Consider the following 26293-nt stretch of genomic DNA (forward strand, 5'->3'; position numbering starts at 1 on the left):
GCGGGGCGCCGGGGAACAGGGATCGGAATTGGCACCAGTGGCAGACGAGCCAAAATCGCGTCGGCGGTCGACCAAGGCCGAACAGCGCGCCGAAACGATCGAGCAGATGCTCGATGAGGCCGAATATCTTTTCTCGAAGCACGGTCTGCACGGCGTCACGCTGAAGGACGTCGCCAAGCGCGTCGGGGTCCACCACACGCTGCTAAACTATTATTTCGCCGACAAGAAAAGCCTGTTCGACGCGGTCTTCGCGCGCCGTGCGGTGGTGACCAGCGAGCGGCGGATGAAGGCGCTCGACGATTATGAGAAACTGGCGGGCGACAAACCCACCGTCGAGGGCGCGCTTCATGCCTTTCTCGACACCGACCTCGACCTCTATATCCATGGCGGCGAGGGCTGGAAAAATTACGGCGCGCTCGGCGCGCTGGTCGCCAACACCCCCGAATGGGGCGCCGATTTGATGGACAGCCATTTCGACCCGGTGGTGCTGCGGCTGATCGACCTGCTCAAGAAAGCGCTGCCCGACTGCGCCGAGCGCGACATCTTCTGGGGCTATCATTTCGTCACCGGCGCGCTGATGGTCACGCTGGCGCGGACCGGTCGCATCGACAAATTGTCGGGTGGCGTCTGCAAGTCCGAGGATTTCGAAGCGATCAAGGCGCGCATGGCCTCGTTCATGGCCGCGGGCTTCCTGCAGATCTGCCACAAGACGGCCTGAGGCGGGAGCGGAGGCTCCACGCGTCACGCCAAAGCTTCGCTGCGAAAGATATTAACTAACTAGAGAGTGAATAAAGGAGTTTTCAGGATGACGACATCGGGTTCGGAATTGCCGCTCGGCGGCCGGGTGGCGATCGTGACCGGCGCGGGCGGCGGACTCGGCCGCGCGCACGCGCTGTATCTGGCAAGCCAGGGCGCGTCGGTGGTCGTCAACGATCTCGCGCTCTCGCCCGCCGAAGCCGTCGTTCGCGAGATCGAGGCGGCGGGCGGCACTGCGCTCGCGGTCGCAGCATCGGTCACCGACGAGGGCGCGGTCGAGGCGATGGTGCGGCAGGTGCTCGACCAGTGGGGCCGCGTCGACATCCTCATTAACAACGCCGGCATCCTGCGCGACAAGAGTTTCGCCAAGATGAGCCTCGACGATTTCCGCACCGTGATCGACGTCCATCTGATCGGCGCCGCGATCTGCTGCAAGGCGGTGTGGGAGGTGATGCGCGCGCAGCAGCATGGTCGCATCGTCATGACCACCTCGTCGTCGGGGCTGTGGGGCAATTTCGGCCAGGCCAATTATGGCGCCGCGAAGATGGCGCTTGTCGGGCTGATGCAGACGCTGGCGATCGAGGGCGATAAATATGGCATCCGCGTCAACGCGCTGGCGCCGACCGCGGCGACGCAGATGACCCATGGCGTGCTGTCGGACGCGAGCCTCGCTGCGCTCGACCCGGCACTGGTCAGCCCGGCGCTGCTGCCGCTCGTCGCCGACGATGCGCCGACCCGTATGATCCTGTGTGCCGGGGCAGGACATTTCGCAGTGGCCGACGTCACGCTGTCGCAGGGGCTCCATATCGGCGCCGGTGCCGATGCGGGCCAGCGGCTGATCGCCGAACTGCCGCGCGTGATCGACCGCGACGGCGCGATCGTTCCCGCTTACGGCTTCACCCAGGCCGAACGCGAAGTCGCGAGTGCCGACGCGGCGATGGCGGGGGCCAGCTAAGCGCGCGGCCAACCTGTCATACAGCTGTTGCCAAGAGCTGTCTGACAGGTTTAAACGACGCATGGGAGAACAGCCATGACGTCGAAGCATGTGGTCATCGTATCGCAGGACATGACGAGTTTTGTCGGGTCGGGGGGCTGCGATCGCCGCCACTTGCCGTCCGACGCGCTGCTGCTCGGTTTTGGCGGGGTGCAGGAACCGGTGGTCAGCACGCTCGGTCTCGCCGAACTCGATGCGGTCGCCGACGATCATCTGCTGATCTTCGCGGTGTCGCGCGCCGCGTGCCGCCGCCTGTTCGGCGACCTGCCAGACCCCGCCGCGCGCTGGTACCTGCCGTCGGACCTGCGCGGGCTCGGCCAGTCGATCGTTGCGCCCGACAGCGATCCGCGCGCCGCCGACACGCTGCGCCTCGCGCGCTCGCTCGAACTGCTCTGCCAGTTTTTCGCCGCGCTCGCCGCCGGGCGCATGGTGCCGGTCGATGGCCAGCCGAGCCTGTGCGAAAGCGACATCGCGCGCATCGCCGCGGCGCGGCGGATCGTCGACGAACGTTGGCACGAAAAACTGACCATTGACGATATCGCGAAGAGCTGCGGCCTCAACCGCGACAAGCTGACGCGCGGCTTTCGCGAACTCTATCGCTGCACCGTCGCCGAGGCGCTGAGCGAACGGCGGCTGCGCCAGGCGCGGCAGATGCTCGCGGCGAGCGACCTGCCGGTGGCGAGCATCGGCTATCGCTGCGGCTATCTCAACAACGCCAGCTTCACCCGCGCCTTTTCGCGGCGTTTCGGCATGGCGCCGACCGCGATGCGCCGGATCGGCGTCGCGGCATGAGCCGCGTCGCCGCGATCGATGCGACCGCGAGCCGCTCGCTCGTCGAGCGCGCGATGGAGATGGTGCGCGATCATATCCGCACCCACGACCTGAAAGTCGGCGACAGCTTACCGGGCGAGGGGAGCTTCGCCGTGCAAATGGGGGTCAGCCGCCCGGTGATGCGCGAGGCGTTCGGGGCGCTCGCCGCGCTCCGCCTTGTCGATGTCGGCAACGGCCGCCGCCCGCGCGTCGCCGCGATCGACGGGTCGGCGATGGCGGCGTCGCTGGGCCATGCGATCAACACCGCGCAGGTCAGCCTCGCCGACGTCTGGGACGTGCGCCGCACGCTCGAACTGCGCACCGCCGAACTCGCTGCGCTCAACCGCAGCGACGATCAGGCGCGCGTGATATCGGCCGCCGCACACCGCCTTGCGGTCGACCGGGACGAGGGCGCGCGCACCGCCGCCGATACCGAATTCCATCAGGTGATCGCCGCCGCGAGCGGCAATCCGCTGTTCTACCAGATCATCTGTTCGTTCGAGGAAATGATGGCGCGCGCGGTCCCGCGCGCCTGGCAGGAGCGTGCGCTGCCCGAAGAGCGCGCCGAATCGCTGACCCTCCACCACGAGGTCGCCGATGCGATCGCGGCGCGCGAACCGGCGCGGGCGCGGGCCGCGATGGAGCGGCATTTCGCCAATTCGGTCGGCGAACGGCTGCGCGACGCCCGATGACGACGACCGCACCCGCGCCGGCCGGCCGTTTCGCCGGGGTCGAACTGGGCGGGACGAAGGTCGTCGTGACCCTCGCCGACGGGCTCGACATCGTCGACCAGCGCAGCCTTGCGACCACGAGTCCCGACGAAACGCTGTCCGCCGCGGTCGATATCCTCGTCGCATGGGACCGGCAGGCGCCGATCGCGGCGATCGGGATCGCCAGTTTCGGCCCCGTCCGCGTCGACCCTGCCGCGCCCGACTATGGCACGATCCTCGACACCCCGAAGCCCGGCTGGACCGGTGCGCGCGTCGTCGCCCCTTTCACCTCGCGTTTCGCCTGTCCGGTCGCGCTTGATACCGACGTCAATGGCGCCGGGATCGCCGAGGCCGAGTTCGGCGCCGGGCGCGGTTGCAGGACGATCGTCTATCTGACCATCGGCACCGGCGTCGGCGGCGGGGTGATCGTGAACGGTCAGCCGGTGGCCGGGCGCCTCCATCCCGAAATCGGGCATATGTCGCTGCGCCGCGCCGCGGGCGATGGTTTCGCCGGCGCCTGCCCCTTCCACCGCGATTGTGTCGAGGGGCTGCTGAGCGGGCCGGCGCTCCGTGCGCGCTTCGGGCGCGATCCCGCGACCGTCGACCCGGCCGATCCGGGTTGGGCGGCGGTCGCGTCCGACCTCGCCGAACTCCTTGCCGTGCTGATGCTCGCCCTGTCGCCAGACCGCATCATCGTCGGCGGCAGCGTCGCCCTCGGCCAGCCTGATGTGGTGGCGCGCGCCGCGATCCTCGCCGCCGAAAGACTGGTGATCTATATCGCCGATTATGACCTTACGGCATTGTCGTGTATCGTCGCTCCGCCGGCGCTGAAGCAGGATGCCGGGCCGCTTGGCGCGATTTTGCTCGCCGTCCGGGCGGCGCAACGCGGGACACCCGGTGTCACAACGGGCTTGCGTTCGGTCGCCCTTCGTGATTCAGCGGGGCATAGATAAAAATCGGGTCGGCTTCCGCCGATGAGCACAACAGCGAGCGGAGACTAGAATGAAGCGATTTGACATCTTGTCGAAACAGGACGGCGGCATCGCCGGGCCGCCGGTGCGGTCGCCGCATGCGCGCGCCACAGCGTTAACACCTAGTTAGCCAGCTTGCTTTCGACTCGAGATGTACTATTCCCGACCCGTGCAAGGCGATCCTGACAATTACATCAGCCTGCTGTCTGCCGCGCAAATCGAAACGCTGCGGCATGTTTTCGAGCATAAAAATTCCAAGGAGATCGCGCGGCTGATGAACGTGTCGCCGCACACGGTCGACGAACGCGTGCGAAGGTCTCTAAAAAAACTTAACGTTTCCAACAGGGTAGAGGCCGCAACGATATTGGCTCGTAACGGTGTCTTCGAAGATGTTACCCCTTATCAGCCTTTGACATATCAACCGGTTAACCTTTCCGATTCCCTGCCCGCCGACGAAGGCGACCCGGGGCACGGGTCGTTTCGGCAGATCTTCAATATCGGTTTGCCGTTTCCGACCAAGTCCCAGCCGATCAATCGGCATGGGTTGTTGGAAAGGATTATCTGGCCGATCTTGATCGCATTCGTGACGATTTTGGCCTTCTCCGCTCTCTACTCGATCCTTGTCGGACTTGGTCGGTTGACCTGACGTTCGAGCCGAATGCTGCGGGGGGGAACCGGTAGCATTCTTTTTTCAAGGACCAAGAAATGCTGAACCAAAGACTCTCCGGCGCGAAAAAAATCGCTTCCGAATTGCACCAGGCCGAAGACGCCATCGACGAGGTGATGATCCGCATCGCCAACCTCGCCGCGACCCTGCCCACCGTGCGCCGCGACACCAACATGTCGGCGATCGTCGGTCAGGAAGCGATGTCGAAAGTCGCGCACGCCCTGGCCGCCGCCGGCGACGTCCGCCAGCTGCTCACCGACGCGCATCTCGCGCTGACCGTGACGCAGAAAGAGGTCGGTCTCGGCACCCGCATGTTCGGCGCCGGAGTAAAGCCCGCCAGCGCGTCGCTCGACGAGGGCAGCAACGATCTGGTTCGCGCCGACGTCGTGGAAATGCCGCTGGCCAAGGCTTCGTAATCACTACGGAAGGTTGACGAAAGCCACATGTGGGCCGTTGCGATTTATTACAGCGTTTTGTTGATCACGGTGGCCGTCGCGATGAAGCGCGGCGGTCCCCTGGAACGCTGGGCGGCTTACACCGCGCTGATCGCATCGGTCTGCTCCACATTGGTGTCACCCGTTCCGGAATGGACAAATATCGAAATCAATATCTTCGTCATAGACCTCATCGTCTTGATAAGTTTCTGGTACATCGCCTTCAAAACAGAGCGTTTCTGGCCCTATTGGATCGCCGGTTGGCAGCTCATCGCGATTTTCGGGCATATCCAGAAGCTGATGTTTTCGGAGATATTGGCGCGTCCCTATTCGCTGCTTTCGATATATATATCCTATCCGATCCTGCTCGTGATCATGTACGCGGCGGGATCGACGGAACAGAGGGGTGACGTGAGGGCGACCGCATAGCGGGCGCCCCGGGGGTCCCAATCCATGCAGCAATTTTCGAATGTTGAAATTGCGGAAATCAAATCGCGGATCGACCAGATCCAGGAAATGCTCGGCAGCGGTGCTGGCGGGCAGGTCCCGGTCGTGTCGCAGCCCGACCGGATCGACGCGCCGGTTCCGGGCCTGATCGAGCAACTCAACTTCAGTCTTCAGATGCGCCGCACGCGCAAGTCGCATTTCGGCAGCAACCAGCTGACCGGGCCGACCTGGGACATGCTGCTCGACCTGATGCTGGCCAAGACCAATGACCGCGAACTCAGCGCCAGCGATCTCGCGACCGGCGCCGGAGTGCCGCTGTCGTCGGGGCTGCGCATGATCGCGCTGCTCGAACACCTCGATCTCGCCGAACGTTTCATCGACGAACGCGACCGCCGCCGCTCGATCGTGCGGCTCACCGACAATGGCGTCGACAGCATGACGCGCTATTTCGAAAAAATGGGCCATGCGTGGAACAGCCGTCGCCGGCTCGCAATGTAGTCCCCTCCGGCCGGGATGCGGCGGCTGGCCTCCCCGGTCGCCGCGCCCGGTCATCCTATTCGGTGATATCGCGCAACATCCGGTCGATCTTGGCCATCGCGCCCGCCTTGATCTGGCACACGCGGGCCGCGCTGACATCGAGCGTCAGCCCGATTTCCTGCAGATTGAGTTCCTCGAAAAAATAGAGCTGCAGCACCAATTGCTCGCGCTCGGGTAGCCGGGCGATGCACTGGCCCAGCGCTTCGAGCAGATCGTCCTGTTCGCACCGGTCGTCGGCCCCGTCGCTGTCGTCGGCGAGCAGGAAGCTGCCTTCGTCCAGCATCGCGTCGAGTGAGGTCGACCGCCCGTGCGTCGCGCTGCGTTCGAGTGCGAAATATTCCTCCGCCGACATTTCGAACGCCGCCGCCATTTCGGCGGTCGTCGGCGCGCGCATCAGATTCTGTTCGAGCGCCGCGCGGACGCTGCCGATGCGCTTGCTGGCGACCATCGCCGATCGCCCGACATCGGCCTCGCGGCGCAGCTGGTCGATCATCGCGCCGCGGATGCGCGTCGAGGCGTAGGTGGCAAAGGCGAAACCGCGTTCTTCATAGTGGCGGCTCGCCTCGATCAGCGCGATCAGCCCGGTCTGGACGAGGTCGTCGAGGTCGCTCGTCCGCGACAGGCGCGAGAACACCTGCCAGGCGATCTTGCGCACCAGCGGCGCATATTCGTCGATCAGGTCCTCGGCGCTGGTGCCATAGCCCTGCGGCGATGCGGCGCGCGCCGCCGCGCCGGCGAATTGCTCGGCAGGCTCAATTCTCATGATGATGGTCCTTCATCTGCTCGGCGCTTTCGTCGGCTAGCCGCGGCACATCGGCACCGATCGTCGCAACGATCTCGGTCGCCTTGCTGGCGGGAATTTCGAGGTAGGAAATGACCGCGACGTCGGGGAACGTCGCGCGGACGAGCCGCGACAGCGCGGGGCGGCAGATCGGCGACGCGACCAGCGCGAAGCTGCGCGTCGACAACAGCAGCGGTTCGACCGCCTCGCCGATCTGTCCGACGATCTTCATCGCCATGCCATGTTCGAACGGCCATTCGGCGCCCGGATTGGCGCGCACCGCCTGGTTGAGCAGCATCTCGATCTCGGGTGTGAAGGTCACGACGGGCAGCGGCATGCGGCTCGGCACGATCGTCTGGACGATCAGCGCGCCGATGCGCTGGCGCACCGCCTCGACCAGGTCGCTTTCGCCAAGCTGCTGGCCAGAAAAGGCGACCATCGCCTCGGCGATCTTGCGGAAATCGCGCAAGGGGATGCGCTCGATCAGCAGCGCCTTGCACAGGCTGGCGATGCGCGGCAGCGCATAGCCCGCCGGGGTCAGGCTCGCCGCGAGCTGCGGATATTGGGCCTTGAGATTGTCGATCAGCGCCTGTGCATCGTCGATACCGAACAGGTCGGACGACGCGGCGACGATGCTGTTGTTGAGGTGGGTTGCGACAACGGTCGCCGGATCGACGACGGTATAGCCGGCCGCGATCGCGTCGTTCTGGCTGCTGCGCGGGATCCACAAGGCGTCGAGGCCGAAGGTCGGGTCCTTGCACGGCCGTCCGGTGACTTTGGTGACGAGGTCGCCCGAGTCGAGCGCGAGCATTTCATTGGGGAAGACCTCGTCCTCGCCGACGATCACCCCCGCGACCGAGATGCGATAGACGTTGCCGGGCAGCGACAGGTCGTCGCTGACCTTCACCGCGGGGACGACAAAGCCGAGTTCTTTCGACAGCTGGCGTCGGATGCCGGTGATCCGGCCCATCAACGGCGCGCCCTTGCGTTCGTCGACGAGGGCGACGAGGGCATAGCCGATCTCGAGCTGGCACGGGCTCGAATCGCTGACGTCGGACCATTCGATCAGGTGCGGGTCGGGCGCGGGCAGCGCCGGTTCGGGAGTTGCGGCGACCGCGGCGGCGGCCTTGCGCAACTGCCATCCCATGCCGAGCGACAGCGCCGCGGCGGGCAGGATCAGCATCTGCGGCATCGCCGGGACCATGCCGAGAATGAACAGGATGCCGCCGACCGCGAACCAGACATGCGGCGACGCGAACTGGCTGCCGATCTGGTCGCTCAGGTTGAGCGGCGAGGTGACGCGGGTAACGATCGACGCGGCGGCGATCGACAGCAGCAGTGCCGGGATCTGCGCGACGAGGGCGTCGCCGATCGCGAGCGTGACATAGGTGCTGCCGGCTTCGGAGAAGCTGAGGCCGTGGCTGAACACGCCGAGGATCAGGCCACCGACGATATTCACGAACAGGATCAGCAGGCCGGCGACCGCGTCGCCCTTCACGAATTTCGACGCACCGTCCATCGAGCCATAGAAATCGGCTTCGGTCGCCACTTCGACGCGCCGCGCCTTGGCTTCGTCGGGGGTGAGCAGCCCGGCGTTGAGGTCGGCGTCGATCGCCATCTGCTTGCCGGGCAAAGCGTCGAGGGTGAAGCGCGCCGACACTTCGGACACGCGCCCCGCGCCCTTGGTGATGACGACCATGTTGATGATCATCAGCACGACGAAGACGAACAGGCCGACGACATAGTCGCCGCCGATCAGCACCTGGCCGAAGGCTTCGATGACATGACCCGCGGCGTGCGTGCCTTCGTGCCCGTGGACGAGCACGACGCGCGTCGAGGCGACGTTGAGCGCGAGGCGAAAGAGGGTGGTGAGCAGCAACACCGTCGGAAAGGCCGAGAAATCGAGCGGCTTGGCGGCCGACAGCGCGACCATCAGCACCGCGAGGCTGACCATGATGTTGGCGACGAAGCTGATGTCGAGGATCAGCGGCGATACCGGGATCACCATCAGCGCGACGAGGATCAGCATCCCCGCCGGCAGCGCGGCGGCGCCGGCGAAACGACCGGCGTCGCGGGCGTTGAAGCTCAGGTTCATGCGCCGCCTCCGAGCGAGGCGAGGCGTTGATAGGCCTGGGCTGCGAAGCCCATCGAGAGTTTCTTGGGCATTGGTTGAATATCCATCATCGAAAGCGGCGGACGCCCGGCCTGGGTGCCGCTCATGCTCGCCATCTGCATCCGCCAGCCGGGGGCTGGGGCAGTGCCGCCGGGGAAGGCGCCGGGGGTGAAGCCGGGCTCGCCGCCGGCATCGAGCTTGGCGCGGAAGCGTTCGCGAATGTCGCCGAGGCTGCGCATGCTGCCGTTGGCGGCGTAGAAGATCGATCGGTTGGCGGCCGCGGCCTCGGGCAGCATCGTCGCGCCGGCTTGGTCGGGGTCGGCCGCCCACGCTGACAGGAATTTCACCGCGCCGCCGCTTCCCAGAAAATGGGCGAGGTACAGGTCGACGGGCTCGGCGGTGCGGCCGGTCCGGCTTTCGACATAGGCGCGATTGTCGGAGGTGAAGGCGGCGGCCATCGCGGCCGAAGCGGCGGGGTCGTCGCGCAGGTCGAAGATCTGCTGGCGCAGGGTGGGGTCGGTGATGGTGAGCCGCCCCGACGCGTCGCGGCCGATCGCGTTGGCGGCCCAGCCGAGGCCATGGTCGGCGCCGTGGCGGTCGAGCGTCGCGAGCCAGGTCGATTTGGTGAACTGGTACAGCCCGCGCGCCGACGAGGTCGATGCTTTCGCGGTCGGGTTAAAGCCGCTTTCCACACGCGCGACATCGACCAGATAATCGAAATCGACCCCGGTACGGCCCGATGCGTCCTGCACCGCCGCCATCACGGGGGAGGCGGCGCTGCTGGCGGCACTGTTGTTGATCGTCGTCATGGCTGTTGGTTCCGCTGCATTCAGCAGACCAAAAGCAATCATCGTGCCATTCTTCGGAAATGGCGTAGTTGTCTTGGTTAATTAATAGCTTAGCGCGATACCCTGGGGTCCGGTGCCGCGGACCTGGTGGTTTCTGTCAATCCTCTGACGCGTCCAGTTTTTGAGGACATTGACCCGGATCGCGGCGGCCTCGAGCTTGCGCAGCACCATGTCGATCAGCATCCGCGCATGGTCTTCGCGGCCAGGCGGAACCTTCGCGCTGCGGAACAGGATCACCGCGGTGGCGAGCGCTTCGGTCGCCGCGATGATCGCGCCGGCGTCGTGCCCGTCGAGCGCCGCGACCAGCGTGTCGAGCTGGGCCTGCACCTCTTCCATCTGCATCATCATGCGTCGGCGCCGCGTCCGTGGAACTGCATCATCGCGCGCGCCGTGGCGGCGGGGTCGAGGACATAGCTGCCCCCGGCGATGGCGCCGCGGATCGCCGCGACGCGCGCGCCGTCGATCGGCGTGGGCTGGCTGGCGATATCGGCGGCGAGGGTGATCAGGCTGGCGACCGGTACCGGCTCGCTCGCGGCCCTGGGCTGCGCGGGCGTCGGTGCGGGTTCTGCGGTGGCGCCGGCGATCTTGCGCACGGCGCCGATGCGCACGACGTTGCCGACCTGCAGCCCGATCTTGCCGTCTCCCGTCATGTGCGCCTCCTTTCCTCGGGTCCGTCAGAAAAACGACGGGCCTGTTCGAAGGGACTTAACGGACGCGAAATCGGGCGATTAAGCGCGATCGGTCAAAAAAACCAAAGAAAAGGCCCGGCGGCGTCGGGAAGCCGACAACCACCGGGCCAGAGGACAAGGCTCGGAACCTTGATCAGGAGGGGTCAGTCGACCAGGCGCGCGCGGCCCGGGCCGGTGACGACGGCGCTCAGCGCGCTCTTCGTGTCGCTGCCGCGCAGCGCGATCAGGTCGCCGACGCGGCCGTCCTGCGTCGCGGTGGCGGCGTAGCTGATCGAGAAGCTTTCGGTATCGATGGTGACGCGGACATTGTCGCCGCGGCGCACCACCGGTGCGGCGGCCGCGGGTTTGGCGACGAAGCCGCCTGCGGCGCTGGCGCCGGCCGGGGCGGTCATCGGCACGCGCAGCCGCCAGCCGAGCGACGGGCAACGGACGGCGAGCGTCGAGCTGTCGACGGCGGTCACCGATGCCTGTTCGGGACAGCGCGCGAGCTTGATGCGGCGGTCGATCGGGGTCGCGGTGCGGCCCATGGCACTGGCCACCATTGCGGTGAGCACGTCGATCGTCTGCCAGTCCTCGCTGGCGGTCTGGCCCGGCGCTTCGGCAGGGATCGCCATGGCCAACGCGCCGATGGCAAGGAAAAAATTGCGGTTCATGACCCATCTCCTTTGGTCCAAAATGGTCGCTCGCCTGATTGCAGGATGCGTGCCAGTCGCGCTTTGCCGCGGCTTTCGGGGCGGCCCGCCGCACGGCCGTCAAAAATCTGACCCTCGCGCCGACAGCTCGCACGACTGACGGTTCCGGGGCCTGAAAAATGGAGGAAATCCGGCGATAATCCACGTTTGGCACGCCGATTGCATAATGCCTTGGTGTTTTTCGCGCGTCTGCGCCGGCCGGTGCCGGAGCGGACCACCGAAAGAAGGATTGTGTACGATGGCATCAGAGAAGCTCTTCGGCATCCACGCCAATGCGCTGCAGCTCCGCAGCCAGCGGATGATGCTGCTCGCGTCGAACATCGCCAACGCCGCGACGCCCAATTACAAGGCGCGCGACCTCGACTTTTCGAAAGCGCTCGACCTCGCGCAGCAGGGCGGCTCGATGGAAGGGGCGATCGAATATCGCATTCCGGTCCAGTCGTCGCTCGACGGCAACACCGTCGAAATGGCGACCGAACAGACCGCCTTCGCCGAAAACGCGCTCGCCTATCGTTCGAGCCTCTCCTTCCTCTCGGGCCGCGTCAACACGCTGACCCGCGCGCTGAAGGGCGAATGACGATGAACGGCAATTTCTCGGTCTTCGACATCAGCGGCCGCGCGATGTCGGCGCAGCTGATCCGGCTCAACACCACCGCATCGAACCTCGCCAATGCGGGGACGACCGCCGGCAGCGAAGCCGGCGCCTATCGCTCGATGAAGCCGGTGTTCCGCACCGTGATGGACGAAGGCGGCCGCGCGACGGTCGCGGTCGACCAGGTCACGCAGACGAAAATGGCGCCGTCGAAACGGCACGATCCCAACAACCCGCTGGCCGATGCCGACGGCAATGTCTGGGACGCCGCGGTCGATAGCGCCGCCGAGCTGGTCGAGATGGTCGAGACCGCCCGCCAGTATCAGAACAACGTCCAGGTCCTCGAAACCGCCAAGGGCCTGATCAACGAAACCCTGCGGATGGGACAGTAAGATGGCCGTGAACAGCGTCACCAACACCAGCAATGTCGTGCTCCAGCCGAAGGGCAGCGCGAACCAGATGGGGCAGAGCGATTTCCTGCGCCTGATGACCGCGCAGCTCAGCCAGCAGGACCCGTTCAACCCGGTCGATAACCAGGCGATGGTCGCGCAGATGGCGCAATTCTCCAGCCTCGCGGGGATCACCGAGACGAACACGACGCTTCAGACGATTTCCGACCAGCTCACGGCACAGACCCAGCTGCTCAAGGACATCAAGGCCTCGACCCCGGCGCCGGCCACCACCACCGACACCACCAGCACGCAGTAAGGAACCGATCCCATGTCTTTCTACACCTCGCTTTCGGGCCTCAAGGGCGCCCAGACCGAAATGTCGGTCGTTTCGAACAACATCGCCAACGCCGGTTCGATCGGCTTCAAGCGCAGCAAGGCGCAGTTCGGCGACATCTTCGCCGCCTCGCCGAACCAGTCGACCAAGACCGTCGCGGGGCAGGGCACGCGCCTGACCGGCATCACCCAGCAGTTCACCCAAGGGTCGTATGAATCGAGCGAAAAGACGTTCGACATGGCGATCATCGGCGACGGCATGTTCGTCGTGAAGGGCGAGCCGCCGCGCAACCAGGTCACCTACACCCGCAACGGCTCCTTCTCGCCGCTCGAGGATGGCCGCGTCGTCGACTCGACCGGCGCGACGCTGCAGCTGCTGCCCGTCGATGCCGACGGCAATGTCACCAGCCGCACCCTTGCCTCGACGACCGACTTCGTCGTGCCGCAGCACGCCGCCGGCAATCCCGACGCCGCGCTCGTCAACGTGTCGATCGGCCAGGACGGCCTCGCCACCGCGACCTTCGCCGATGGTTCGAACCAGACGCTCGGCAAGATCGCCATGGCGACCTTCCCCGCGACCGAGGGCCTGCGCCCCGTCGGCGACGCGCATTGGCAGGCGACCGGCGAGAGCGGCCAGCCGACGATCGATGCGGCGACCAACGGCCCGATGGGCACGATCCAGTCGGGCGCGCTCGAACGCTCGAACGTCGATATCACCGAGGAACTGGTGATGTTGATCGCGGCCCAGCGCAATTTCCAGGCGAATGCAAAGGCGATCGAGGGCGCGTCCGCGCTGACCCAGACGATCATCGGCCTCCGCTGATAGCCCGCGATTAGCCGCCTGCCAGGAGCAACCCCATGGACCGCGTCATCTATACCAGCCTCACCGCGATGCGGGGCAGCATGGCCCGGCAGACGGCGATCGCCAACAACCTCGCCAACGCGCAGACCCCCGGCTTTCGCGCCGACATGGCCGAAGCGCAGTCGCTGTGGCTGCACGGCAGCGGTGCGGGCGGACGCGCCATGGCGTCCGAGGAAGTCGTCGGCGCCGATATGCGCGCCGGCACGATCACCGCGACCGGCCGCGACCTCGATATCGCGATGGCCGGCGACGCGATGCTCGTCGTCCAGGCGCCGAACGGCGAGGAGGGCTATACCCGCCGCGGCGACCTTCAGGTTTCGCCCAGCGGACTGCTCACCACCGGCGACGGTCATCCGGTGCAGGGTTCGCAAGGACCCGTCACCATCCCGCCAGCGGATTCGATCAAGATCGACCAGGAAGGGCGCGTCTTTGTCGTGCCCGCCGGCGGCGATCCCGAAAATCCGCAGGAGGTCGATCGCCTGCGCCTCGCGACCCCGACCGGGTCGGACATCGTCAAGGGGCTCGACAATCTGTTTCGCGTCAAGGGCGGGGGCATCCTGCCCGACGATCCCGAAGCGCGCGTTATCACCCGCTCGATCGAGGGCTCGAACGTCACCGCGACGGTCGCCCTCGTCGACATGATCGAGGCCAGCAAGGCCTGGGATTCGCAACTCAAGCTCATCAGTGACGCGCGCGACATGGACAGCGCGACCGCGAACCTGATGTCGCTGCCCCGTTAAGGAGACAAGAATATGAGCTATGGTGCCTTGCACGTCGCGCGAACCGGTCTGGATGCCCAGGGCTTCCGGATGCAGGTGATCGCGAACAACCTCGCCAACGTGAACACCACGGGTTTCAAGCGCGACCGGGCCAATTTCGAAACGCTGGGCTATCAGATCATGACGCAGGCGGGAGCGCCGTCGTCGGCGGAAAACCGCTATGCGACCGGGCTCAACCTCGGCACCGGCGTCGAACTCGCCGGCACCTCGCGCATGGATACGCAGGGCACGCTGCAGACGACGGGCAATGCGCTCGACGTCGCGATCGAAGGCGCTGGCTATTTCCAGGTCCAGATGCCCGACGGGCGCACCGGATACACCCGCGCGGGCAATTTCAACCGCTCGGCCGACGGCACGATCATCACCCCCGATGGCAAACCGCTGCAACCGCAGATCCAGATTCCCGAGGATGCGACGAGCATCTCGATCGGCGCCGATGGCACCGTCTCGGCGCAGGTCGCGGGCCAGTCGGAAGCGACCGAACTCGGCCGCATCGAGATCGCGCGCTTCGCCAATCCCTCGGGGTTGCAGGCGATCGGCGACAATATCCTCGTCGAGACCGCCTCCTCGGGTGCGCCGCTGGTCGGCGCCGCGGGCGAGGAAGGCCGCGGCACGCTGCGCGGCGGCATGCTCGAAGGATCGAACGTCAATGTCGTCGAGGAACTTGTCGACATGATCGAGACCCAGCGCGCTTACGAGGTCAACTCGAAGATGATCCAGGCCACCGACGAGATGCTGAAAAATGCCACGCAAACGCTCTGACGGCCTGACCGGCCTCCTGTTCTTCGCGCTGCTCGCGGCCCCGGCCGCGGTCGAGGCGAAGAAGAAGGACCAGATCGCGCCCGACGCTTTTTCGGTCACCATGCCCGAACCGGCGTCGCCGGTGCCGCCCGCCAATGGCTCGATTTTTCAGGGCAGCTATGTCGCGCTCACCTCGGGTGGGCGCGCGGGGCAGGTCGGCGATATCCTGACCATCCAGCTCGTCGAACGGACGATCGCGGCGAAGAGCAACAGCGCCGGCACGACGCGCGACGGCAGCGTCGGGTTGACCCCGCCGGCCACCGGACCGCTGTCTTTGTTCAATCCCAGCGATGTCGCCATGGGGGGCGGGTCTCAATTCAAGGGCAAGGGCGACGCCGCCCAGTCGAACACGCTGTCGGGCGAGGTCAGCGTGACCGTCGCCGCCGTCTATCCGAACGGCACGATGCTGGTGAAGGGCGAGAAACTGCTCACCCTCAACCGCGGCGACGAGCGCGTCCAGATCTCGGGCATCGTCCGCGCGATCGACATCAGCCCCGACAACCGCATCCTGTCGACCCGCGTCGCCAACGCGCACATCCGCTACGTCGGCAAGGGCGAGATCGCCCGTGCCAGCCAGCAGGGTTGGCTGCAACGCTTCTTCTCGATCATCAGCCCGTTCTGACAGACACGAAGGGACCAACTCCGTGCCGATACGCCATGCCATTTTCGCTTTCCTTGCCTTGCTCGCCGCGAGCTTCAGCTTTGCCGCTCCGGCGCAGGCCGAGCGGATCAAGGACATGGGCCAGTTCCAGGGCCTGCGCGCCAACCAGCTGACCGGCTATGGCCTCGTCGTCGGGCTCGCGGGCACGGGCGACGACAGTCTCGATTATTCGACGCTGGGCATGAAGGGCGCGATGTCGCGCTTCGGCCTGACCCTCCCTCCCGGCGTCAATCCGGCGCTGAAAAATGCCGCGGCGGTGATGATCACCGCCGAACTGCCGCCCTTCGCCAAGCCCGGCCAGCGCCTCGACGTCACTGTCTCGGCGATCGGCAAGGCCAAGAGCCTGCGCGGCGGCACCCTCGTGCTCGCGCCGCTCTATGGTGCCGACGGACAGATTTACGCGATGGTGCAGGGCAATCTGGTCATCGGCGGACTCGGCGTCGATGCCGCCGACGGGTCGAAGCTGACGGTCAACGTCCCGTCGAGCGGCCGCATCGCGGGTGGCGCGACGGTCGAACGATCGGTCGATACCGGCTTCGCCAGCAGCGAGATGCTGACCTTCAATCTCCACCAGTTCGATGCGACCAACGCCAAGGCGGTGGCCGACGCGATCAACGCCGCGATCCCCGGCAGCGCGTCGATGATCGACGGCGCCAGCATCGCGATCCGCGCCGCGGGTGGCGGCGACCAGCGGATGCGCCTGATGTCGCAGATCGAAAATCTCGGCGTCCGGCGTGCCGAACCGCCCGCCAAGGTCATCGTCAACGCCCGCACCGGCACGGTGGTGATCAACGGCGCGGTGCGCGTCGGCACCGCCGCGGTGTCGCAGGGCAAGCTCACCGTTTCGATCAAGGAATCGCCGACGGTGGTGCAGCCCGCGCCCTTCAGCCGCGGCCAGACCGCGGTCGAAGAGTCGAGCGACGTCCAGGTGACCGAAGAATATCGGCCGATGATGCTGGTCAAGCCGACCGCGTCGCTGTCCGAACTCGTCGATGCGATCAACCGCATGGGCGTCCCTCCCGGCGACCTCGTCGCCATCCTCGAGGCGCTGAGCCAGGCCGGCGCGCTCACTGCGGAACTGGTGATCATATGACGACGCCCATTTCTTCGATCGGCGCGACCCCGGCGGCTGCCGGCGGCGGCGACGGCGGGCTGCGCAAGGCGGCCGAGGCTTTCGAGGCCGTCATTCTGCGCCAGCTGATGGCGTCGATGCGCCAGGCGAAGCTCGGCGAAGACGTCTTCGGGTCGAGCGCGACCGATAATTTCCGCGAGATGGCCGACGCCAAGACCGCCGACAGCATCGCCGCGATGCGCCAGTTCGGCATTGCCGACATGGTCGAACGCCAGTTCAGGGGCATCACGGGCGGCGGCCCGAGCAGTCTGGGCGGAGGCACACAATGAGCGACCTGCTCAGCATCGGCGCGAGCGGGCTGAAAGCCTATTCGCGCGCCATGTCGACCGTCGGCGACAATATCGCCAACGCCCAGACCCCCGGCTATGCCCGGCGTACGCTGGCGCTCAAGGAAATGGCGAGCGGAACCGAATCGGCGCTGGTCGGGCGCAACGTCAGCCCCGGCGGCGTCACGATCCAGGGCATCAGCCGTTCGATCGACAAATGGCTGATCAACGACGCGCGCATCTCCTCGGGCGAAGCCGAGCGCGCGGCGACGCGCGCCGACTGGATGACCAAGGTCGAAAGCGCGCTGAGCGACGACGCCAACGGCATCTCGACCAACCTCACCAAGCTGTTCACCACCGCCGACCAGCTGACCGCCGATCCGAACAATGTGACCCTGCGGGCGCAGTTCCTGCAATCGGTCGACGATGTCGCGTCGGGGTTCCGCTCCAGCGCCACCCAGCTTGGCGCGATGTCGGAAGGCATTTCGGACGCGGCGCAGTCGTCGGTCACCGATCTCAACAACAATCTCGATGCCCTCGAAAGCGTCAACGCCGGCCTGCGCAAGGCGCGCGCGGGGTCGACCAACGAGGCGAGCCTGCTCGACGAGCGCGACCGGTTGATCGACCAGATTTCGTCGCAGATGTCGGTGACGGCCAGCTTCGACGACAAGGGCACGGTCACGCTGCGCGCCGCGGGAACGGGCGACACGCTCGTCGGCAATGCGACGGTGACCCATGTTGCGATCGCCACTGCCGCCGAGGGGCGGCTGGGCTTCACGGCCGGCGGTGCTGCGATCGACCCCGGTTCGGGCAACCTCGCCGGACTCAGTCAGGCCGCCGACCATGTCGCCGACCAGCGTGCCGGGCTCGACGCTGCTGCGGCGCAGTTCGCCGGCCAGCTCAATGCCGCGCATCAGGCCGGCACCGATGCCAATGGCAATGCCGGCCAGCCGCTGTTCGCCGGCACCACCGCCGCGACGCTGACCGCGACACCGTTGTCGGCCAGTCAGGTCGCCGCCGCCAACGGCAGCGGCACCAACGGCAATATGCTCGCGATCGGCGGCATGCGCGGAGCCAATGACCCCGAAGCGGCCTGGGCGTCGCGGCTCGCGTCGCAGGCGCAGGCCACCTCGTCGAGCCGGGCGCAATTTGCCGCCGCCGCAACCCGCGCCGACGGCGCCGCCGCCGCGCGCGACAGCGTCAGCGGGGTCGACCTCGACCAGGAAGCCGCCGACCTGCTGCGCTTTCAGCAAGCCTATTCCGCCGCCGCGCGCACGATCCAGGTCGCGCGCGAGACGATGCAAGCGCTGCTCAGCGCGATCTGACGATAGAGAAGGGACCGCGCGATGATCAATGCCGTGGGCAACCGCATGACGCGCGAAATCGCGCGCCAGTCGAAACTCTCCGACCAGCTCGAACGCATCCAGACCCAGATTTCGGGCGGCAAGAAATTGCTCCGTGCCTCGGACGATCCCGCCGCCTCGCAGCGGATCGCGACGATCGGCAAGGCGCAGGCGAGTGCGAAGACCTGGGCGGCGAACGTCAAGACCGCGACCGCGCAGGTGTCGCAGGCGGACAGCGCGCTGGGTTCGGTGAGCAATCTTCTGACCCGCGCCCGCGAGCTGACGATGACGGCCGCGAGCGCGACGACCAATCCCGCCGACCGTGCCAGTATCGCGGCCGAACTGTCGGCGATCGCCGACGAGATCGACGGCTTCGCCGCGACGCGCGATTCCAATGGCGAGCCGATCTTCGCGACCAATGCCAAGCAGGTGCGTTTCGATGCCGACGTCAGTTTCGCACCGGTGCCGTCGGCCAGCACCGCCTTTGTCGTCGACGGCAACAGCGTGTCGACGGGCCTGCGCGATGCCGCGGCGGCGATCACCGCGGGCGACAGCGCCGCGATGGGTGCCGCGCTCGAAACCCTGTCGGGTGCGATCTCGCACATCGCCGACCAGCGCGCGGCAATGGGCCTTTCGGCCGGTCGGCTCGAACGGATCGGCGACAGCCTCGATTTGCGCGGCATCACCCTGTCCGACGAACGATCGGCGGTCGAGGACACCGACCTGTCGGTGGCGATCGCCGAGCTCAATGCCCAGAAATTGACGCTCGACGCGGCGCAGGCGGCCTTCGCGCGGATCAACCGGCAGACCTTGTTCGATATTTTGAGCTGAGGCGAGGGCGCTTCGCCCTAAATCTTTCGCCGCCGCTGCCGTTAATCATCAAGACGCCCTGATTTTCGGGGTACCGCCCCGACAGGAGCCCACCGCGCATGTTTCCCGTAATCGGCATCGTTGTTCTTCTCGTGCTGGTGTTCGGGGGCTTTGCGCTGACCGGGGGCAATCTCGGCCCCGTCATGCACGCGCTGCCGCACGAAATGCTGATCATCGGCGGCGCCGCGGTCGGATCGCTGATCATCGGCAATTCGGGCAAGGAGCTGAAGGCGCTTGGCGGCGGCTTCGGCAAGGTGTTCAAGGGGCCGACCTACAAGAAGTCCGACTATCTCGACTGCATCCTGCTCGTCTCGACGCTGATGAAGATGATGCGCACCGAGGGGCCGGTCGCGGTCGAACCGCATATCGAGGATCCGGCGAGCTCGCCGATCTTCCAGCAATATCCGAAACTCCTGAAGGACGACACGCTCGTCCACCTGATCTGCGACACGCTGCGCCTCGTCGTCGTGTCGTCGGGCACGCTCGACCCGCACGCGGTCGAAGAGGTGATGGACAGCGCGATCAAGAACCACCACCATCATGCGATCAAGCCCGCCGACGGGCTGCAGAGCCTGGCCGATGCGTTGCCGGCGCTCGGCATCGTCGCCGCGGTGCTCGGGGTGGTGAAGACGATGGGCTCGATCGACAAGCCGCCCGAAGTCCTCGGCGGCATGATCGGCTCGGCGCTCGTCGGAACCTTCCTCGGGGTGTTGCTCGCCTATGGCCTCGTCGGTCCGTTCGCGACGCGCGCGCGTGCGGTGATCGAAAGCGACGCCGCCATCTATCACACGGTGAAGCAGCTGATCATCGCCTCGCTCCACGGCCATCCGCAGCCGCTGGTGATCGAGGCCGCCCGCTCGGGCGTTGACCATGACAACCAGCCGACCTTCGCCGAGGTGTTCGACGGTATGCGGGGCCGGTAATGGCCGCGCGTCCGAATACCCCGCTGCGCCCGATCATCGTCAAGAAGATCATCGAAGCGCCGCATGCCGGTCATCATGGCGGCGCGTGGAAGGTCGCCTATGCCGACTTCGTGACCGCGATGATGGCCTTCTTCCTGCTGATGTGGCTGCTCGGCGCGACGACTGAGAAGCAGCGCAAGGCGCTCGCCGATTATTTCGCCCCGACGATCGTCCAGACCAAACAGGACACCGCGGGCTCGACCGGGCTGTTCGGCGGCGACTCGCTCGTCTCCGTCGACAAATATCCGAACGCCGCGGGGCAGACGGGTACGCGCGCGATGACGATCCCGCGCGACGCCACCGGCGGCCCGCGCGAGGCATCGGGCCGCGAGATTCAGCGCGCCAATTTCCAGAAGCTCGCCAAGTCGCTGCTGCGCGAGGTCCAGGCGAAAGCCGAGATCCGCCGCCTCGCGCCCAACATCCGCTTCACCGAAACGCGCGAAGGGCTGCGCATCGACATCGTCGACGATGCCGATTTCTCGATGTTCGTCGTCGGCACCAACCAGCTGACGCCGGAGGCGAACAAATTGTTCGCGCAGATCGCGACGATCGTCGCCGAGGTTCCGAACCAGGTGATGATCCGCGGCCATACCGACGCCAGCCCTTATTCGGCGAAGGCGGGCACCAACAACTGGCGCCTGTCGGTCGAGCGGGCAGAGGTCACGCGGCAATATCTCGCCTTCCGCGGCATCGGCTCCAGCCGCTTCGCGCGCATCGAGGGGGTGGCCGATACCGAACCTTATGTCCCCTCGAATCGATATGATCCGCGCAACCGTCGCATCTCGATCACTCTCGGCTGGGACAATGGCGGCAGCTGATCGGAACAATTGGTGCCAATCTGGCAGCGATATAATCCTTAACAACGGACATCCGCCACCATTGCTGCCAGATTGGCAATAACTCTTTGATTTGAAGGGGTTAGGTCGGTTTGGTTAGTCTTTTGTTTACCAGATTCCGCAATCTCTTGGGTCATCGAGAAGCGCCGAATTCGGGGGGCGCGGTGGAGATCGAAATGACCAAGGTGGGGAACGGCAGCGACCAGGCTGCCCTTGAAATGCTGATTATCGGGACGAGCCCGGCGGCCGCGCAACTGCGCGACATGATCCGCCGCGTGGCGCGTTCGAACGCCTCGGTCATGCTCTGCGGCCCTTCGGGCTCGGGCAAGGAACTGGTGGCCCGCGCGATCCACGACGAAGGCGTCCGTTCGGGCAAGGCCTTTTCCGCGATCAACTGCGGCGCGATCCCCGGCGACCTCATCGAATCCGAATTGTTCGGGCATGAAAAGGGCAGCTTCACCGGCGCCCATGCCCGCCGCATCGGCCATTTCGAAGCGAGCGAGGGCGGTACGCTCTTCCTCGACGAAATCGGCGACATGCGTTTCGACATGCAGGTCAAACTGCTCCGCGTGCTGGAAGAACGGATGATCGTCCGCGTCGGCAGCAGCGATGTGAAGGCCGTCGACGTCCGCGTCATTTCGGCCACCCACCAGGATCTCGGCGCTGCGATCGCCGATGGCAAATTCCGCGAAGACCTGTTCTTCCGGCTCGGCGTGGTTGTGCTTCAGGTCCCCAGCCTTGCCAGCCGCGTCGAGGATATTCCCGCGCTCATCCGCCATTTCCAGCGTAAGATGCCCGGCGACGCCAAATGCCGTTTCGACGATGACGCCATGCTCACGCTGATGCAGCATCCCTGGCCCGGCAACGTCCGCGAATTGCGCAACTTCGTTGAGCGCGCCAGCGTATTGCACGGCGGCGAGACTTTGGGCGCCGACGATGTCGCCATTCTTTTGAACCCCACCGCAGCGCTTGCGCCGCGACAGGCTATCCCCACCAGCTTTGTCGCGGCGCAGGCCAGCGCGGAAGATAGCACGCCCGCCGCGCCCTTCGGCAAGACGCCGGCGCCGGGCCGCCCGATCGACCTCAAGCGCGAGATCGAGACGATCGAGCTCGAACAGATCCACGTCGCGCTCGACCTTGCCGACGGCATCATTTCGGAAGCCGCGCGTCTCCTGACGCTCAAGCGCACCACGCTCATCGAAAAGATGCGCAAATATGGAGTTCAGCAACAGGCAGCCTGAGACTACCCCACCAGTCTCAGTGCCGCTGAATCGGCACCGGTTCGTTCCTTCTGTCGCCAGTCCCCACCTTGGCGATGAAAGAGGGAAGGGGCCGGTGCCGAAGTTTTTTGGGCAAGCTGAAAACCGTCATTGCGAGCGAAGCGAAGCAATCTCCAGCCATCGGCGCAGCGCCAGGCCGATGGCTGGAGATTGCTTCGTCGCGATGCTCCTCGCAATGACGGCTCTTACCTGAGCTGCCGCCACGCCCCGCTCACGGTCTTCACGCCTTCCAGCAGCTCATCCAGGTCCGCGTCGCTGTTCGCGGCCACCGCCTTGTCGAGCTTGCGGCGCATGCTGCTGTAAACCCGCGACAGCGCGCCCGCGACGTCGCCGCCGGCTTTGTGGTCGAGCCCGGCGTCGAGCCCGATCAGGATCGCGCGCGCGCGGTGTGCGGGTTCGGTGGCCGAAATCGGCTGGCCCTGCCGCACCATCGCGGCGAGCACGCCGATCGCGATCTCCAACTCGTCGTAGAGCATGGTGACCAGTTCGACCGGGTCGGCGCCGGCCGCGCGGCTTTCGCTCTGCATGCGGCGGTACTGGCCGGTCGCGCGGACCGTGGAGGCGGTGGCTGCCATGGCGATCGCCCTTAATTCTTGTTCTGGTTGTTCCACATCTCGATCTGCTGTTCGAGATAGGATTGGGTCGCCTTGAAAGCCGCGAGCTTGGCATCAAGGCCGCCGAATTGCTTTTCGAGCCGTGCAGCGTAGGATTCCTCGCGCTGTTCGATTTTTTCGAGCGTCTCAGCGAGCGCCTCGCTTTTTGCGGCGAGCGATTTGGAGACGCGATCCATCACCCCGTCGGTCGCGATCGCCTTGTCGCGGATCGCGTCGAGCGCGAAAGCGATGCCCGGATCGCTGGTCTCGTTATGCGTCGCGTCGCGGCGGGGATTGAACAGCGCCTCCACGGCGCCGGCATTCGTCGCGAGCGCCTTGTCGAGCTTCGCGGTGTCGAGTGAGAGCAGGCCGTCGCGGGTCGATCCGATGCCGATGTCGCTCAGCTTGTTGATGCCGCTGTTGCTGGTCAGCACCTTGCCGACCAGCGCCTGCAATTCGCGTTCGAGTTCGCGCAGGCCCGTCGTCGCGCCGGACATGCTCGATGCCGAGGCGAGGCTTTTCTTGAGCTGGTTATAGACGTCGACGAAATCGCTGACCGTCTGCTTGATCATGTCGAGCGGCCGGCTCGCGCCGATGTCGACCGGTTGCCCCGGCGCCGCTTTCCTGAGCGTCAGCGACATGCCGGGCACGACATCGTCGACGATGTTGCTCGCGCGGCTGAAGGCGACGCCGTCGATAGTGAATTGGGCATTGGTCGCCGATTGGCCGAGCGTCATGCCGCCGCCCGAGCCATAAGCGAAACCGGCGAGTTCGGGGGTGGCGGTTTCCAGCGTGAAGCCGTTCGCCTCGCCGCTCGGCCCCTTCAAAATCATGCGATGCCCGCCCTCGTCGGCGACGAGCGAGGCGGTGACCCCGGCGCCGCTGGCGTTGATCGCATTGACCAGGCCGTCGAGGCTGTTGTTCGCGGTGCCGATGGTGATCGTCTTGGCGACCCCGCCGACGGTCAGCGTCATCGTGCCGGCGCCGATCGCGGCGCTCTTGTCGGCGACGATGCCCGAATAGACGGTCTGTGCGCGCGCGAGCTGGATCACCTCGACCGTCGCGGCGAAGCTGTCGGCCGACAGACCGGCGCGCGACGTGGCGCTGAGGACGCTTTCGTCGGAGACGGTGGGGGTGCTGCGCAGCGTGCCGTCGGACACCATCTGGCCCAGCGAGTCGGCAAAGCCTTCGAGGTTCGATCGCGCCTGCGCCAGCGCGCTGATCTTGGCATTATTCTGCTTGGCCAGCAGGGTGACGCGCTCGACCTTGGGCGCGCGCGACGCCGCGGCGAGGTCGGTGACCAATTGCTTGGTGTCGATCCCCGATCCGAAACCGAGGCTGTTGGCGATTGAACTGACCATGCGCGATATCCTTCAGACCCAATAACGGTCGCGCTGGCGGGAGTTTAAGCGGCGTCGGTGCGACTATCCCGCTCTGAAGACGGTATTGGGGCGGAGAACTGATATGGCGCGGTCGATAGCCCAACCGTCATTCAGACTTCGGTTGCCTGTCATTGGCGGCACTGTTCAACAGCGCCGCAGTGGCGGCCTCTACGTTAAGCTTGGTCTCCGATACGATCGTCTCGAGCAAGCGAAGTGTGATCGGATGCAGTTCGGTTATGTCGACTACTATGGTGTCGGGCAACGTAGTGAGCGGCGCGGGCCGGGAAAAGGTGACCATTCCGACAGTCGGGTTCAACTTGGCCTTGCGCCCCAAGGACAGCCACGCGCGGGCCTGTGAATGCGAGGACGCGTTGGACCACCATTGTCGGCTGACCGACCCCGACGCCGATGGGGGCAGCCGCCGCCCGATGAGGTCCTCGATCTCTCCGAAGGACAGGGTTACCGATCGATCGCCTTTGGCAGCGAGAAAGTCGCGTAGAGGTTGATAGTGATACATGATTCTCTCCATAAGAAGCTACAAAAGAATATATAGCATTTTGGAGTCTTTTCAAGCCCAATCTCAGCCGGATTGGAACGCCCCAAACCGGTCGAAACCGGCCCTATGCCTGTTTTCGTCCCTCGGCGTCGAAGCGATGCGTTTCGGGCACGTCGATGTCGGGCTGCGCCATCCCCTCGGCGACTGCGCGCTCAAGGCGGAAGACGAAGGCCAGGATCGTTGCGACCGCGACGAACAATTCCTCGGGGATCACGCGCCCGGCGCGCGCGGTGAAGTAAATCGCGCGCGCCAGCTGCGGATATTCGAGGATCGGCACATCGGTGCCGCGTGCGAGTTCGCGGATCGCCAGCGCGACGTCGCCGCGCCCGCGCGCGACGACGACCGGCGCCGCATCGATGCCGGGGCGGTACCGCAGCGCGACCGAGAAATGGGTCGGGTTGGTCAGGATCACCGTCGCCTCGGACACCGCCTTGCGCGCCGACCCGCTCAGCATCTCGTGCGCGCGCTGGCGCTGCGCCTGCTTGAGTTCGGGAGCGCCGTCGGACTGGCGCATCTCGTCCTTGATTTCCTGCTTGCTCATCATCAGGCGGCGGTTGCGCTGATACCATTGCGTGGGAACGTCGATCAGCGCGATGACGACCAGTCCACCGGCCATCACCAGCACCGCATGGCCAATCGCTTGCCCCGCAAGCCCGACCGCGCTGTGCAGGTCGCTCGACGCCATGTGCAGGATCGCGGGCAGGTTCTTGGCGACCAGCCAGTAACCGATGCTGCCGAGCAGGGCGACCTTGGCGAGCGCCTTGCCGAGTTCGGTCGCGCCCTGCGCGCCGAACATGCGCTTGAGCCCGCTCATCGGGTTCATGCGGTTGCCCTTGAATTCGAGCGACTTGCCGCGCCAGCCGAGCGAGCCGAGCAGGCCCGGCCCGGCGATCGCGGCGAGCAGCGCCGCGGCGAACAGGCTGGCGAGCGGCAACAGCAGCTCGACCCCGTTGCGCAGCAGTGCTTCGCCCGGTGCAAAATCGGCGATGTCGCGGTGGTCGATGGTCAGCCCGCGCGACAGCAGGTCGCCCGCCGAGCGCACGAACCAGCCGCCCGCCGCGATCAGCCAGCCCGCCGCGACGAGCATCATCAGCGCCGTCGCCAGTTCGCGCGACTGCAGCACGTCGCCGTCGCGCGCCGAATCGGCGAGCTTCTTCGGCGTCGGCTGTTCGGTTTTCTGGTCCTTTTCGGTCTGTCCGGCCAT

The 26293-nt window shown here is 66.0% G+C and carries 33 protein-coding genes; 23 read left to right on the top strand and 10 right to left on the bottom strand.

Going from position 1 to position 26293, the window contains the following annotated elements:
- Positions 1–37 precede the first annotated feature (37 nt).
- From ASD67_RS15950 to ASD67_RS15990, 9 genes are all read left to right on the top strand, one after another.
- Positions 38–718 carry a TetR/AcrR family transcriptional regulator gene (locus tag ASD67_RS15950; protein WP_056349357.1) on the top strand — a complete coding sequence of 227 codons (681 nt, stop codon included), beginning with the start codon at positions 38–40 and terminating at the stop codon, positions 716–718.
- A gap of 87 nt (positions 719–805) precedes the next feature.
- On the top strand, positions 806–1711 hold the full coding sequence (locus tag ASD67_RS15955) for an SDR family NAD(P)-dependent oxidoreductase (protein WP_200938048.1): 906 nt from the start codon (positions 806–808) through the stop codon (positions 1709–1711).
- 75 nt (positions 1712–1786) lie between these two features.
- Positions 1787–2542, top strand: coding sequence for a helix-turn-helix transcriptional regulator (locus tag ASD67_RS15960; RefSeq protein ID WP_156377742.1), 756 nt, complete (start codon positions 1787–1789; stop codon positions 2540–2542).
- Positions 2539–3252: a FadR/GntR family transcriptional regulator gene (locus ASD67_RS15965; RefSeq protein ID WP_082545106.1), complete on the top strand. Its 714-nt coding sequence runs from the start codon at positions 2539–2541 to the stop codon at positions 3250–3252. Before ASD67_RS15960 ends, ASD67_RS15965 begins: the two co-directional genes overlap by 4 nt.
- A complete protein-coding gene (locus ASD67_RS15970; RefSeq protein ID WP_056349362.1) occupies positions 3249–4223 on the top strand; it encodes an ROK family protein in 975 nt (324 codons plus the stop codon). Before ASD67_RS15965 ends, ASD67_RS15970 begins: the two co-directional genes overlap by 4 nt.
- A gap of 169 nt (positions 4224–4392) precedes the next feature.
- Positions 4393–4887, top strand: a complete 495-nt coding sequence (locus tag ASD67_RS15975; protein ID WP_056349365.1) for a response regulator transcription factor — start codon at positions 4393–4395, stop codon at positions 4885–4887.
- 59 nt (positions 4888–4946) lie between these two features.
- A complete protein-coding gene (locus tag ASD67_RS15980) occupies positions 4947–5324 on the top strand; it encodes a hypothetical protein (protein ID WP_056349369.1) in 378 nt (125 codons plus the stop codon).
- Between the two features lie 27 nt (positions 5325–5351).
- Positions 5352–5771 (top strand): hypothetical protein, encoded by a 420-nt coding sequence (locus ASD67_RS15985; RefSeq protein WP_056349371.1) that lies wholly within the window; start codon positions 5352–5354, stop codon positions 5769–5771.
- Between the two features lie 24 nt (positions 5772–5795).
- Complete coding sequence (locus ASD67_RS15990; protein WP_056349376.1) at positions 5796–6287, top strand: winged helix DNA-binding protein; 492 nt, start codon at positions 5796–5798, stop codon at positions 6285–6287.
- Between the two features lie 55 nt (positions 6288–6342).
- Here ASD67_RS15990 and ASD67_RS15995 read toward each other — a convergent pair whose 3' ends face one another.
- From ASD67_RS15995 to ASD67_RS16020, 6 genes are all read right to left on the bottom strand, one after another.
- Entirely contained in the window at positions 6343–7089 is a 747-nt protein-coding gene (locus tag ASD67_RS15995; RefSeq protein WP_056349379.1) for a sigma-70 family RNA polymerase sigma factor, read from the bottom strand.
- Complete coding sequence (gene flhA / locus ASD67_RS16000) at positions 7079–9202, bottom strand: flagellar biosynthesis protein FlhA (protein ID WP_056349383.1); 2124 nt, start codon at positions 9200–9202, stop codon at positions 7079–7081. Before flhA ends, ASD67_RS15995 begins: the two co-directional genes overlap by 11 nt.
- The gene (locus ASD67_RS16005; RefSeq protein WP_056349390.1) at positions 9199–10029 is read right to left on the bottom strand and encodes a transglycosylase SLT domain-containing protein; all 831 of its coding nucleotides are present in this window, start codon (positions 10027–10029) and stop codon (positions 9199–9201) included. The genes flhA and ASD67_RS16005 overlap by 4 nt, the downstream gene beginning before the upstream one ends.
- An 81-nt stretch (positions 10030–10110) precedes the next feature.
- Positions 10111–10416, bottom strand: coding sequence for a hypothetical protein (locus ASD67_RS16010; protein WP_056349393.1), 306 nt, complete (start codon positions 10414–10416; stop codon positions 10111–10113).
- A complete protein-coding gene (locus ASD67_RS16015) occupies positions 10413–10718 on the bottom strand; it encodes a flagellar biosynthesis anti-sigma factor FlgM (RefSeq protein ID WP_056349396.1) in 306 nt (101 codons plus the stop codon). Before ASD67_RS16015 ends, ASD67_RS16010 begins: the two co-directional genes overlap by 4 nt.
- 182 nt (positions 10719–10900) lie before the next feature.
- On the bottom strand, positions 10901–11410 hold the full coding sequence (locus ASD67_RS16020; protein WP_056349399.1) for a flagella basal body P-ring formation protein FlgA: 510 nt from the start codon (positions 11408–11410) through the stop codon (positions 10901–10903).
- 277 nt (positions 11411–11687) lie between these two features.
- Between ASD67_RS16020 and ASD67_RS16025 the strand changes: the two genes are divergently transcribed.
- The 14 genes from ASD67_RS16025 (at position 11688) to ASD67_RS16090 (ending at position 22519) form a co-directional block, all read left to right on the top strand.
- Complete coding sequence (locus tag ASD67_RS16025) at positions 11688–12026, top strand: flagellar basal body rod protein FlgB (RefSeq protein ID WP_056349402.1); 339 nt, start codon at positions 11688–11690, stop codon at positions 12024–12026.
- Positions 12023–12433 carry a flagellar basal body rod protein FlgC gene (gene flgC / locus ASD67_RS16030; RefSeq protein WP_056349404.1) on the top strand — a complete coding sequence of 137 codons (411 nt, stop codon included), beginning with the start codon at positions 12023–12025 and terminating at the stop codon, positions 12431–12433. The genes ASD67_RS16025 and flgC overlap by 4 nt, the downstream gene beginning before the upstream one ends.
- A gap of 1 nt (position 12434) precedes the next feature.
- A complete protein-coding gene (locus tag ASD67_RS16035; protein ID WP_056349407.1) occupies positions 12435–12749 on the top strand; it encodes a flagellar hook assembly protein FlgD in 315 nt (104 codons plus the stop codon).
- A 12-nt stretch (positions 12750–12761) separates the two neighbouring features.
- A complete protein-coding gene (locus tag ASD67_RS16040; RefSeq protein WP_056349411.1) occupies positions 12762–13589 on the top strand; it encodes a flagellar hook-basal body complex protein in 828 nt (275 codons plus the stop codon).
- A 35-nt stretch (positions 13590–13624) separates the two neighbouring features.
- Positions 13625–14368 carry a flagellar basal body rod protein FlgF gene (locus ASD67_RS16045; protein WP_056349414.1) on the top strand — a complete coding sequence of 248 codons (744 nt, stop codon included), beginning with the start codon at positions 13625–13627 and terminating at the stop codon, positions 14366–14368.
- Between the two features lie 12 nt (positions 14369–14380).
- On the top strand, positions 14381–15169 hold the full coding sequence (gene flgG / locus ASD67_RS16050) for a flagellar basal-body rod protein FlgG (protein ID WP_056349416.1): 789 nt from the start codon (positions 14381–14383) through the stop codon (positions 15167–15169).
- Positions 15150–15830 carry a flagellar basal body L-ring protein FlgH gene (locus tag ASD67_RS16055; RefSeq protein ID WP_056349419.1) on the top strand — a complete coding sequence of 227 codons (681 nt, stop codon included), beginning with the start codon at positions 15150–15152 and terminating at the stop codon, positions 15828–15830. The genes flgG and ASD67_RS16055 overlap by 20 nt, the downstream gene beginning before the upstream one ends.
- 22 nt (positions 15831–15852) lie before the next feature.
- Positions 15853–16962, top strand: coding sequence for a flagellar basal body P-ring protein FlgI (locus ASD67_RS16060; RefSeq protein WP_056349422.1), 1110 nt, complete (start codon positions 15853–15855; stop codon positions 16960–16962).
- A complete protein-coding gene (locus tag ASD67_RS16065; RefSeq protein ID WP_056349426.1) occupies positions 16959–17270 on the top strand; it encodes a rod-binding protein in 312 nt (103 codons plus the stop codon). The genes ASD67_RS16060 and ASD67_RS16065 overlap by 4 nt, the downstream gene beginning before the upstream one ends.
- On the top strand, positions 17267–18592 hold the full coding sequence (gene flgK, locus ASD67_RS16070; protein ID WP_056349428.1) for a flagellar hook-associated protein FlgK: 1326 nt from the start codon (positions 17267–17269) through the stop codon (positions 18590–18592). The genes ASD67_RS16065 and flgK overlap by 4 nt, the downstream gene beginning before the upstream one ends.
- Positions 18593–18613: 21 nt before the next feature.
- Positions 18614–19441 carry a flagellin gene (locus ASD67_RS16075; protein ID WP_056349430.1) on the top strand — a complete coding sequence of 276 codons (828 nt, stop codon included), beginning with the start codon at positions 18614–18616 and terminating at the stop codon, positions 19439–19441.
- A gap of 98 nt (positions 19442–19539) precedes the next feature.
- Entirely contained in the window at positions 19540–20403 is an 864-nt protein-coding gene (gene motA / locus ASD67_RS16080) for a flagellar motor stator protein MotA (protein ID WP_056349433.1), read from the top strand.
- Positions 20403–21260: a flagellar motor protein MotB gene (locus ASD67_RS16085; protein WP_056349436.1), complete on the top strand. Its 858-nt coding sequence runs from the start codon at positions 20403–20405 to the stop codon at positions 21258–21260. The genes motA and ASD67_RS16085 overlap by 1 nt, the downstream gene beginning before the upstream one ends.
- 194 nt (positions 21261–21454) lie before the next feature.
- Entirely contained in the window at positions 21455–22519 is a 1065-nt protein-coding gene (locus tag ASD67_RS16090) for a sigma-54 interaction domain-containing protein (protein ID WP_056352026.1), read from the top strand.
- Between the two features lie 224 nt (positions 22520–22743).
- Here ASD67_RS16090 and ASD67_RS16095 read toward each other — a convergent pair whose 3' ends face one another.
- From ASD67_RS16095 to flhB, 4 genes are all read right to left on the bottom strand, one after another.
- Positions 22744–23133 (bottom strand): flagellar export chaperone FliS, encoded by a 390-nt coding sequence (locus ASD67_RS16095; protein ID WP_056349439.1) that lies wholly within the window; start codon positions 23131–23133, stop codon positions 22744–22746.
- A gap of 11 nt (positions 23134–23144) precedes the next feature.
- Positions 23145–24512 carry a flagellar filament capping protein FliD gene (gene fliD / locus ASD67_RS16100; RefSeq protein ID WP_056349442.1) on the bottom strand — a complete coding sequence of 456 codons (1368 nt, stop codon included), beginning with the start codon at positions 24510–24512 and terminating at the stop codon, positions 23145–23147.
- Positions 24513–24639: 127 nt separating this feature from the next.
- Positions 24640–25050, bottom strand: a complete 411-nt coding sequence (locus tag ASD67_RS16105; protein ID WP_156377743.1) for a DUF7662 domain-containing protein — start codon at positions 25048–25050, stop codon at positions 24640–24642.
- 103 nt (positions 25051–25153) lie between these two features.
- Entirely contained in the window at positions 25154–26293 is a 1140-nt protein-coding gene (flhB, locus tag ASD67_RS16110) for a flagellar type III secretion system protein FlhB (RefSeq protein WP_056349450.1), read from the bottom strand.

This window comes from Sphingopyxis sp. Root1497, from assembly GCF_001427085.1.
Classification (GTDB): Bacteria; Pseudomonadota; Alphaproteobacteria; order Sphingomonadales; family Sphingomonadaceae; genus Sphingopyxis.

Excerpts from the sequence above, each read along its gene's own strand:
- flhA (WP_056349383.1), bottom strand. The coding sequence starts at position 9,202 with ATGAACCTGAGCTTCAACGCCCGCGACGCCGGTCGTTTCGCCGGCGCC.
- ASD67_RS16065 (WP_056349426.1), top strand. The coding sequence starts at position 16,959 with ATGACGACGCCCATTTCTTCGATCGGCGCGACCCCGGCGGCTGCCGGC.
- ASD67_RS16045 (WP_056349414.1), top strand. The coding sequence starts at position 13,625 with ATGGACCGCGTCATCTATACCAGCCTCACCGCGATGCGGGGCAGCATG.
- ASD67_RS16095 (WP_056349439.1), bottom strand. The coding sequence starts at position 23,133 with ATGGCAGCCACCGCCTCCACGGTCCGCGCGACCGGCCAGTACCGCCGC.
- motA (WP_056349433.1), top strand. The coding sequence starts at position 19,540 with ATGTTTCCCGTAATCGGCATCGTTGTTCTTCTCGTGCTGGTGTTCGGG.
- ASD67_RS16015 (WP_056349396.1), bottom strand. The coding sequence starts at position 10,718 with ATGACGGGAGACGGCAAGATCGGGCTGCAGGTCGGCAACGTCGTGCGC.
- flgK (WP_056349428.1), top strand. The coding sequence starts at position 17,267 with ATGAGCGACCTGCTCAGCATCGGCGCGAGCGGGCTGAAAGCCTATTCG.
- ASD67_RS16090 (WP_056352026.1), top strand. The coding sequence starts at position 21,455 with ATGACCAAGGTGGGGAACGGCAGCGACCAGGCTGCCCTTGAAATGCTG.
- ASD67_RS15985 (WP_056349371.1), top strand. The coding sequence starts at position 5,352 with ATGTGGGCCGTTGCGATTTATTACAGCGTTTTGTTGATCACGGTGGCC.
- flhB (WP_056349450.1), bottom strand. The coding sequence starts at position 26,293 with ATGGCCGGACAGACCGAAAAGGACCAGAAAACCGAACAGCCGACGCCG.
- flgG (WP_056349416.1), top strand. The coding sequence starts at position 14,381 with ATGAGCTATGGTGCCTTGCACGTCGCGCGAACCGGTCTGGATGCCCAG.
- fliD (WP_056349442.1), bottom strand. The coding sequence starts at position 24,512 with ATGGTCAGTTCAATCGCCAACAGCCTCGGTTTCGGATCGGGGATCGAC.
- ASD67_RS16055 (WP_056349419.1), top strand. The coding sequence starts at position 15,150 with ATGCCACGCAAACGCTCTGACGGCCTGACCGGCCTCCTGTTCTTCGCG.
- ASD67_RS15990 (WP_056349376.1), top strand. The coding sequence starts at position 5,796 with ATGCAGCAATTTTCGAATGTTGAAATTGCGGAAATCAAATCGCGGATC.
- ASD67_RS16105 (WP_156377743.1), bottom strand. The coding sequence starts at position 25,050 with ATGTATCACTATCAACCTCTACGCGACTTTCTCGCTGCCAAAGGCGAT.
- ASD67_RS16085 (WP_056349436.1), top strand. The coding sequence starts at position 20,403 with ATGGCCGCGCGTCCGAATACCCCGCTGCGCCCGATCATCGTCAAGAAG.
- ASD67_RS15975 (WP_056349365.1), top strand. The coding sequence starts at position 4,393 with ATGTACTATTCCCGACCCGTGCAAGGCGATCCTGACAATTACATCAGC.
- ASD67_RS15970 (WP_056349362.1), top strand. The coding sequence starts at position 3,249 with ATGACGACGACCGCACCCGCGCCGGCCGGCCGTTTCGCCGGGGTCGAA.
- ASD67_RS16010 (WP_056349393.1), bottom strand. The coding sequence starts at position 10,416 with ATGATGATGCAGATGGAAGAGGTGCAGGCCCAGCTCGACACGCTGGTC.
- ASD67_RS16035 (WP_056349407.1), top strand. The coding sequence starts at position 12,435 with ATGGCCGTGAACAGCGTCACCAACACCAGCAATGTCGTGCTCCAGCCG.
- ASD67_RS16075 (WP_056349430.1), top strand. The coding sequence starts at position 18,614 with ATGATCAATGCCGTGGGCAACCGCATGACGCGCGAAATCGCGCGCCAG.
- ASD67_RS16020 (WP_056349399.1), bottom strand. The coding sequence starts at position 11,410 with ATGAACCGCAATTTTTTCCTTGCCATCGGCGCGTTGGCCATGGCGATC.
- ASD67_RS16040 (WP_056349411.1), top strand. The coding sequence starts at position 12,762 with ATGTCTTTCTACACCTCGCTTTCGGGCCTCAAGGGCGCCCAGACCGAA.
- ASD67_RS15980 (WP_056349369.1), top strand. The coding sequence starts at position 4,947 with ATGCTGAACCAAAGACTCTCCGGCGCGAAAAAAATCGCTTCCGAATTG.
- flgC (WP_056349404.1), top strand. The coding sequence starts at position 12,023 with ATGACGATGAACGGCAATTTCTCGGTCTTCGACATCAGCGGCCGCGCG.
- ASD67_RS15965 (WP_082545106.1), top strand. The coding sequence starts at position 2,539 with ATGAGCCGCGTCGCCGCGATCGATGCGACCGCGAGCCGCTCGCTCGTC.
- ASD67_RS16005 (WP_056349390.1), bottom strand. The coding sequence starts at position 10,029 with ATGACGACGATCAACAACAGTGCCGCCAGCAGCGCCGCCTCCCCCGTG.
- ASD67_RS15995 (WP_056349379.1), bottom strand. The coding sequence starts at position 7,089 with ATGAGAATTGAGCCTGCCGAGCAATTCGCCGGCGCGGCGGCGCGCGCC.
- ASD67_RS16025 (WP_056349402.1), top strand. The coding sequence starts at position 11,688 with ATGGCATCAGAGAAGCTCTTCGGCATCCACGCCAATGCGCTGCAGCTC.
- ASD67_RS15960 (WP_156377742.1), top strand. The coding sequence starts at position 1,787 with ATGACGTCGAAGCATGTGGTCATCGTATCGCAGGACATGACGAGTTTT.
- ASD67_RS15955 (WP_200938048.1), top strand. The coding sequence starts at position 806 with ATGACGACATCGGGTTCGGAATTGCCGCTCGGCGGCCGGGTGGCGATC.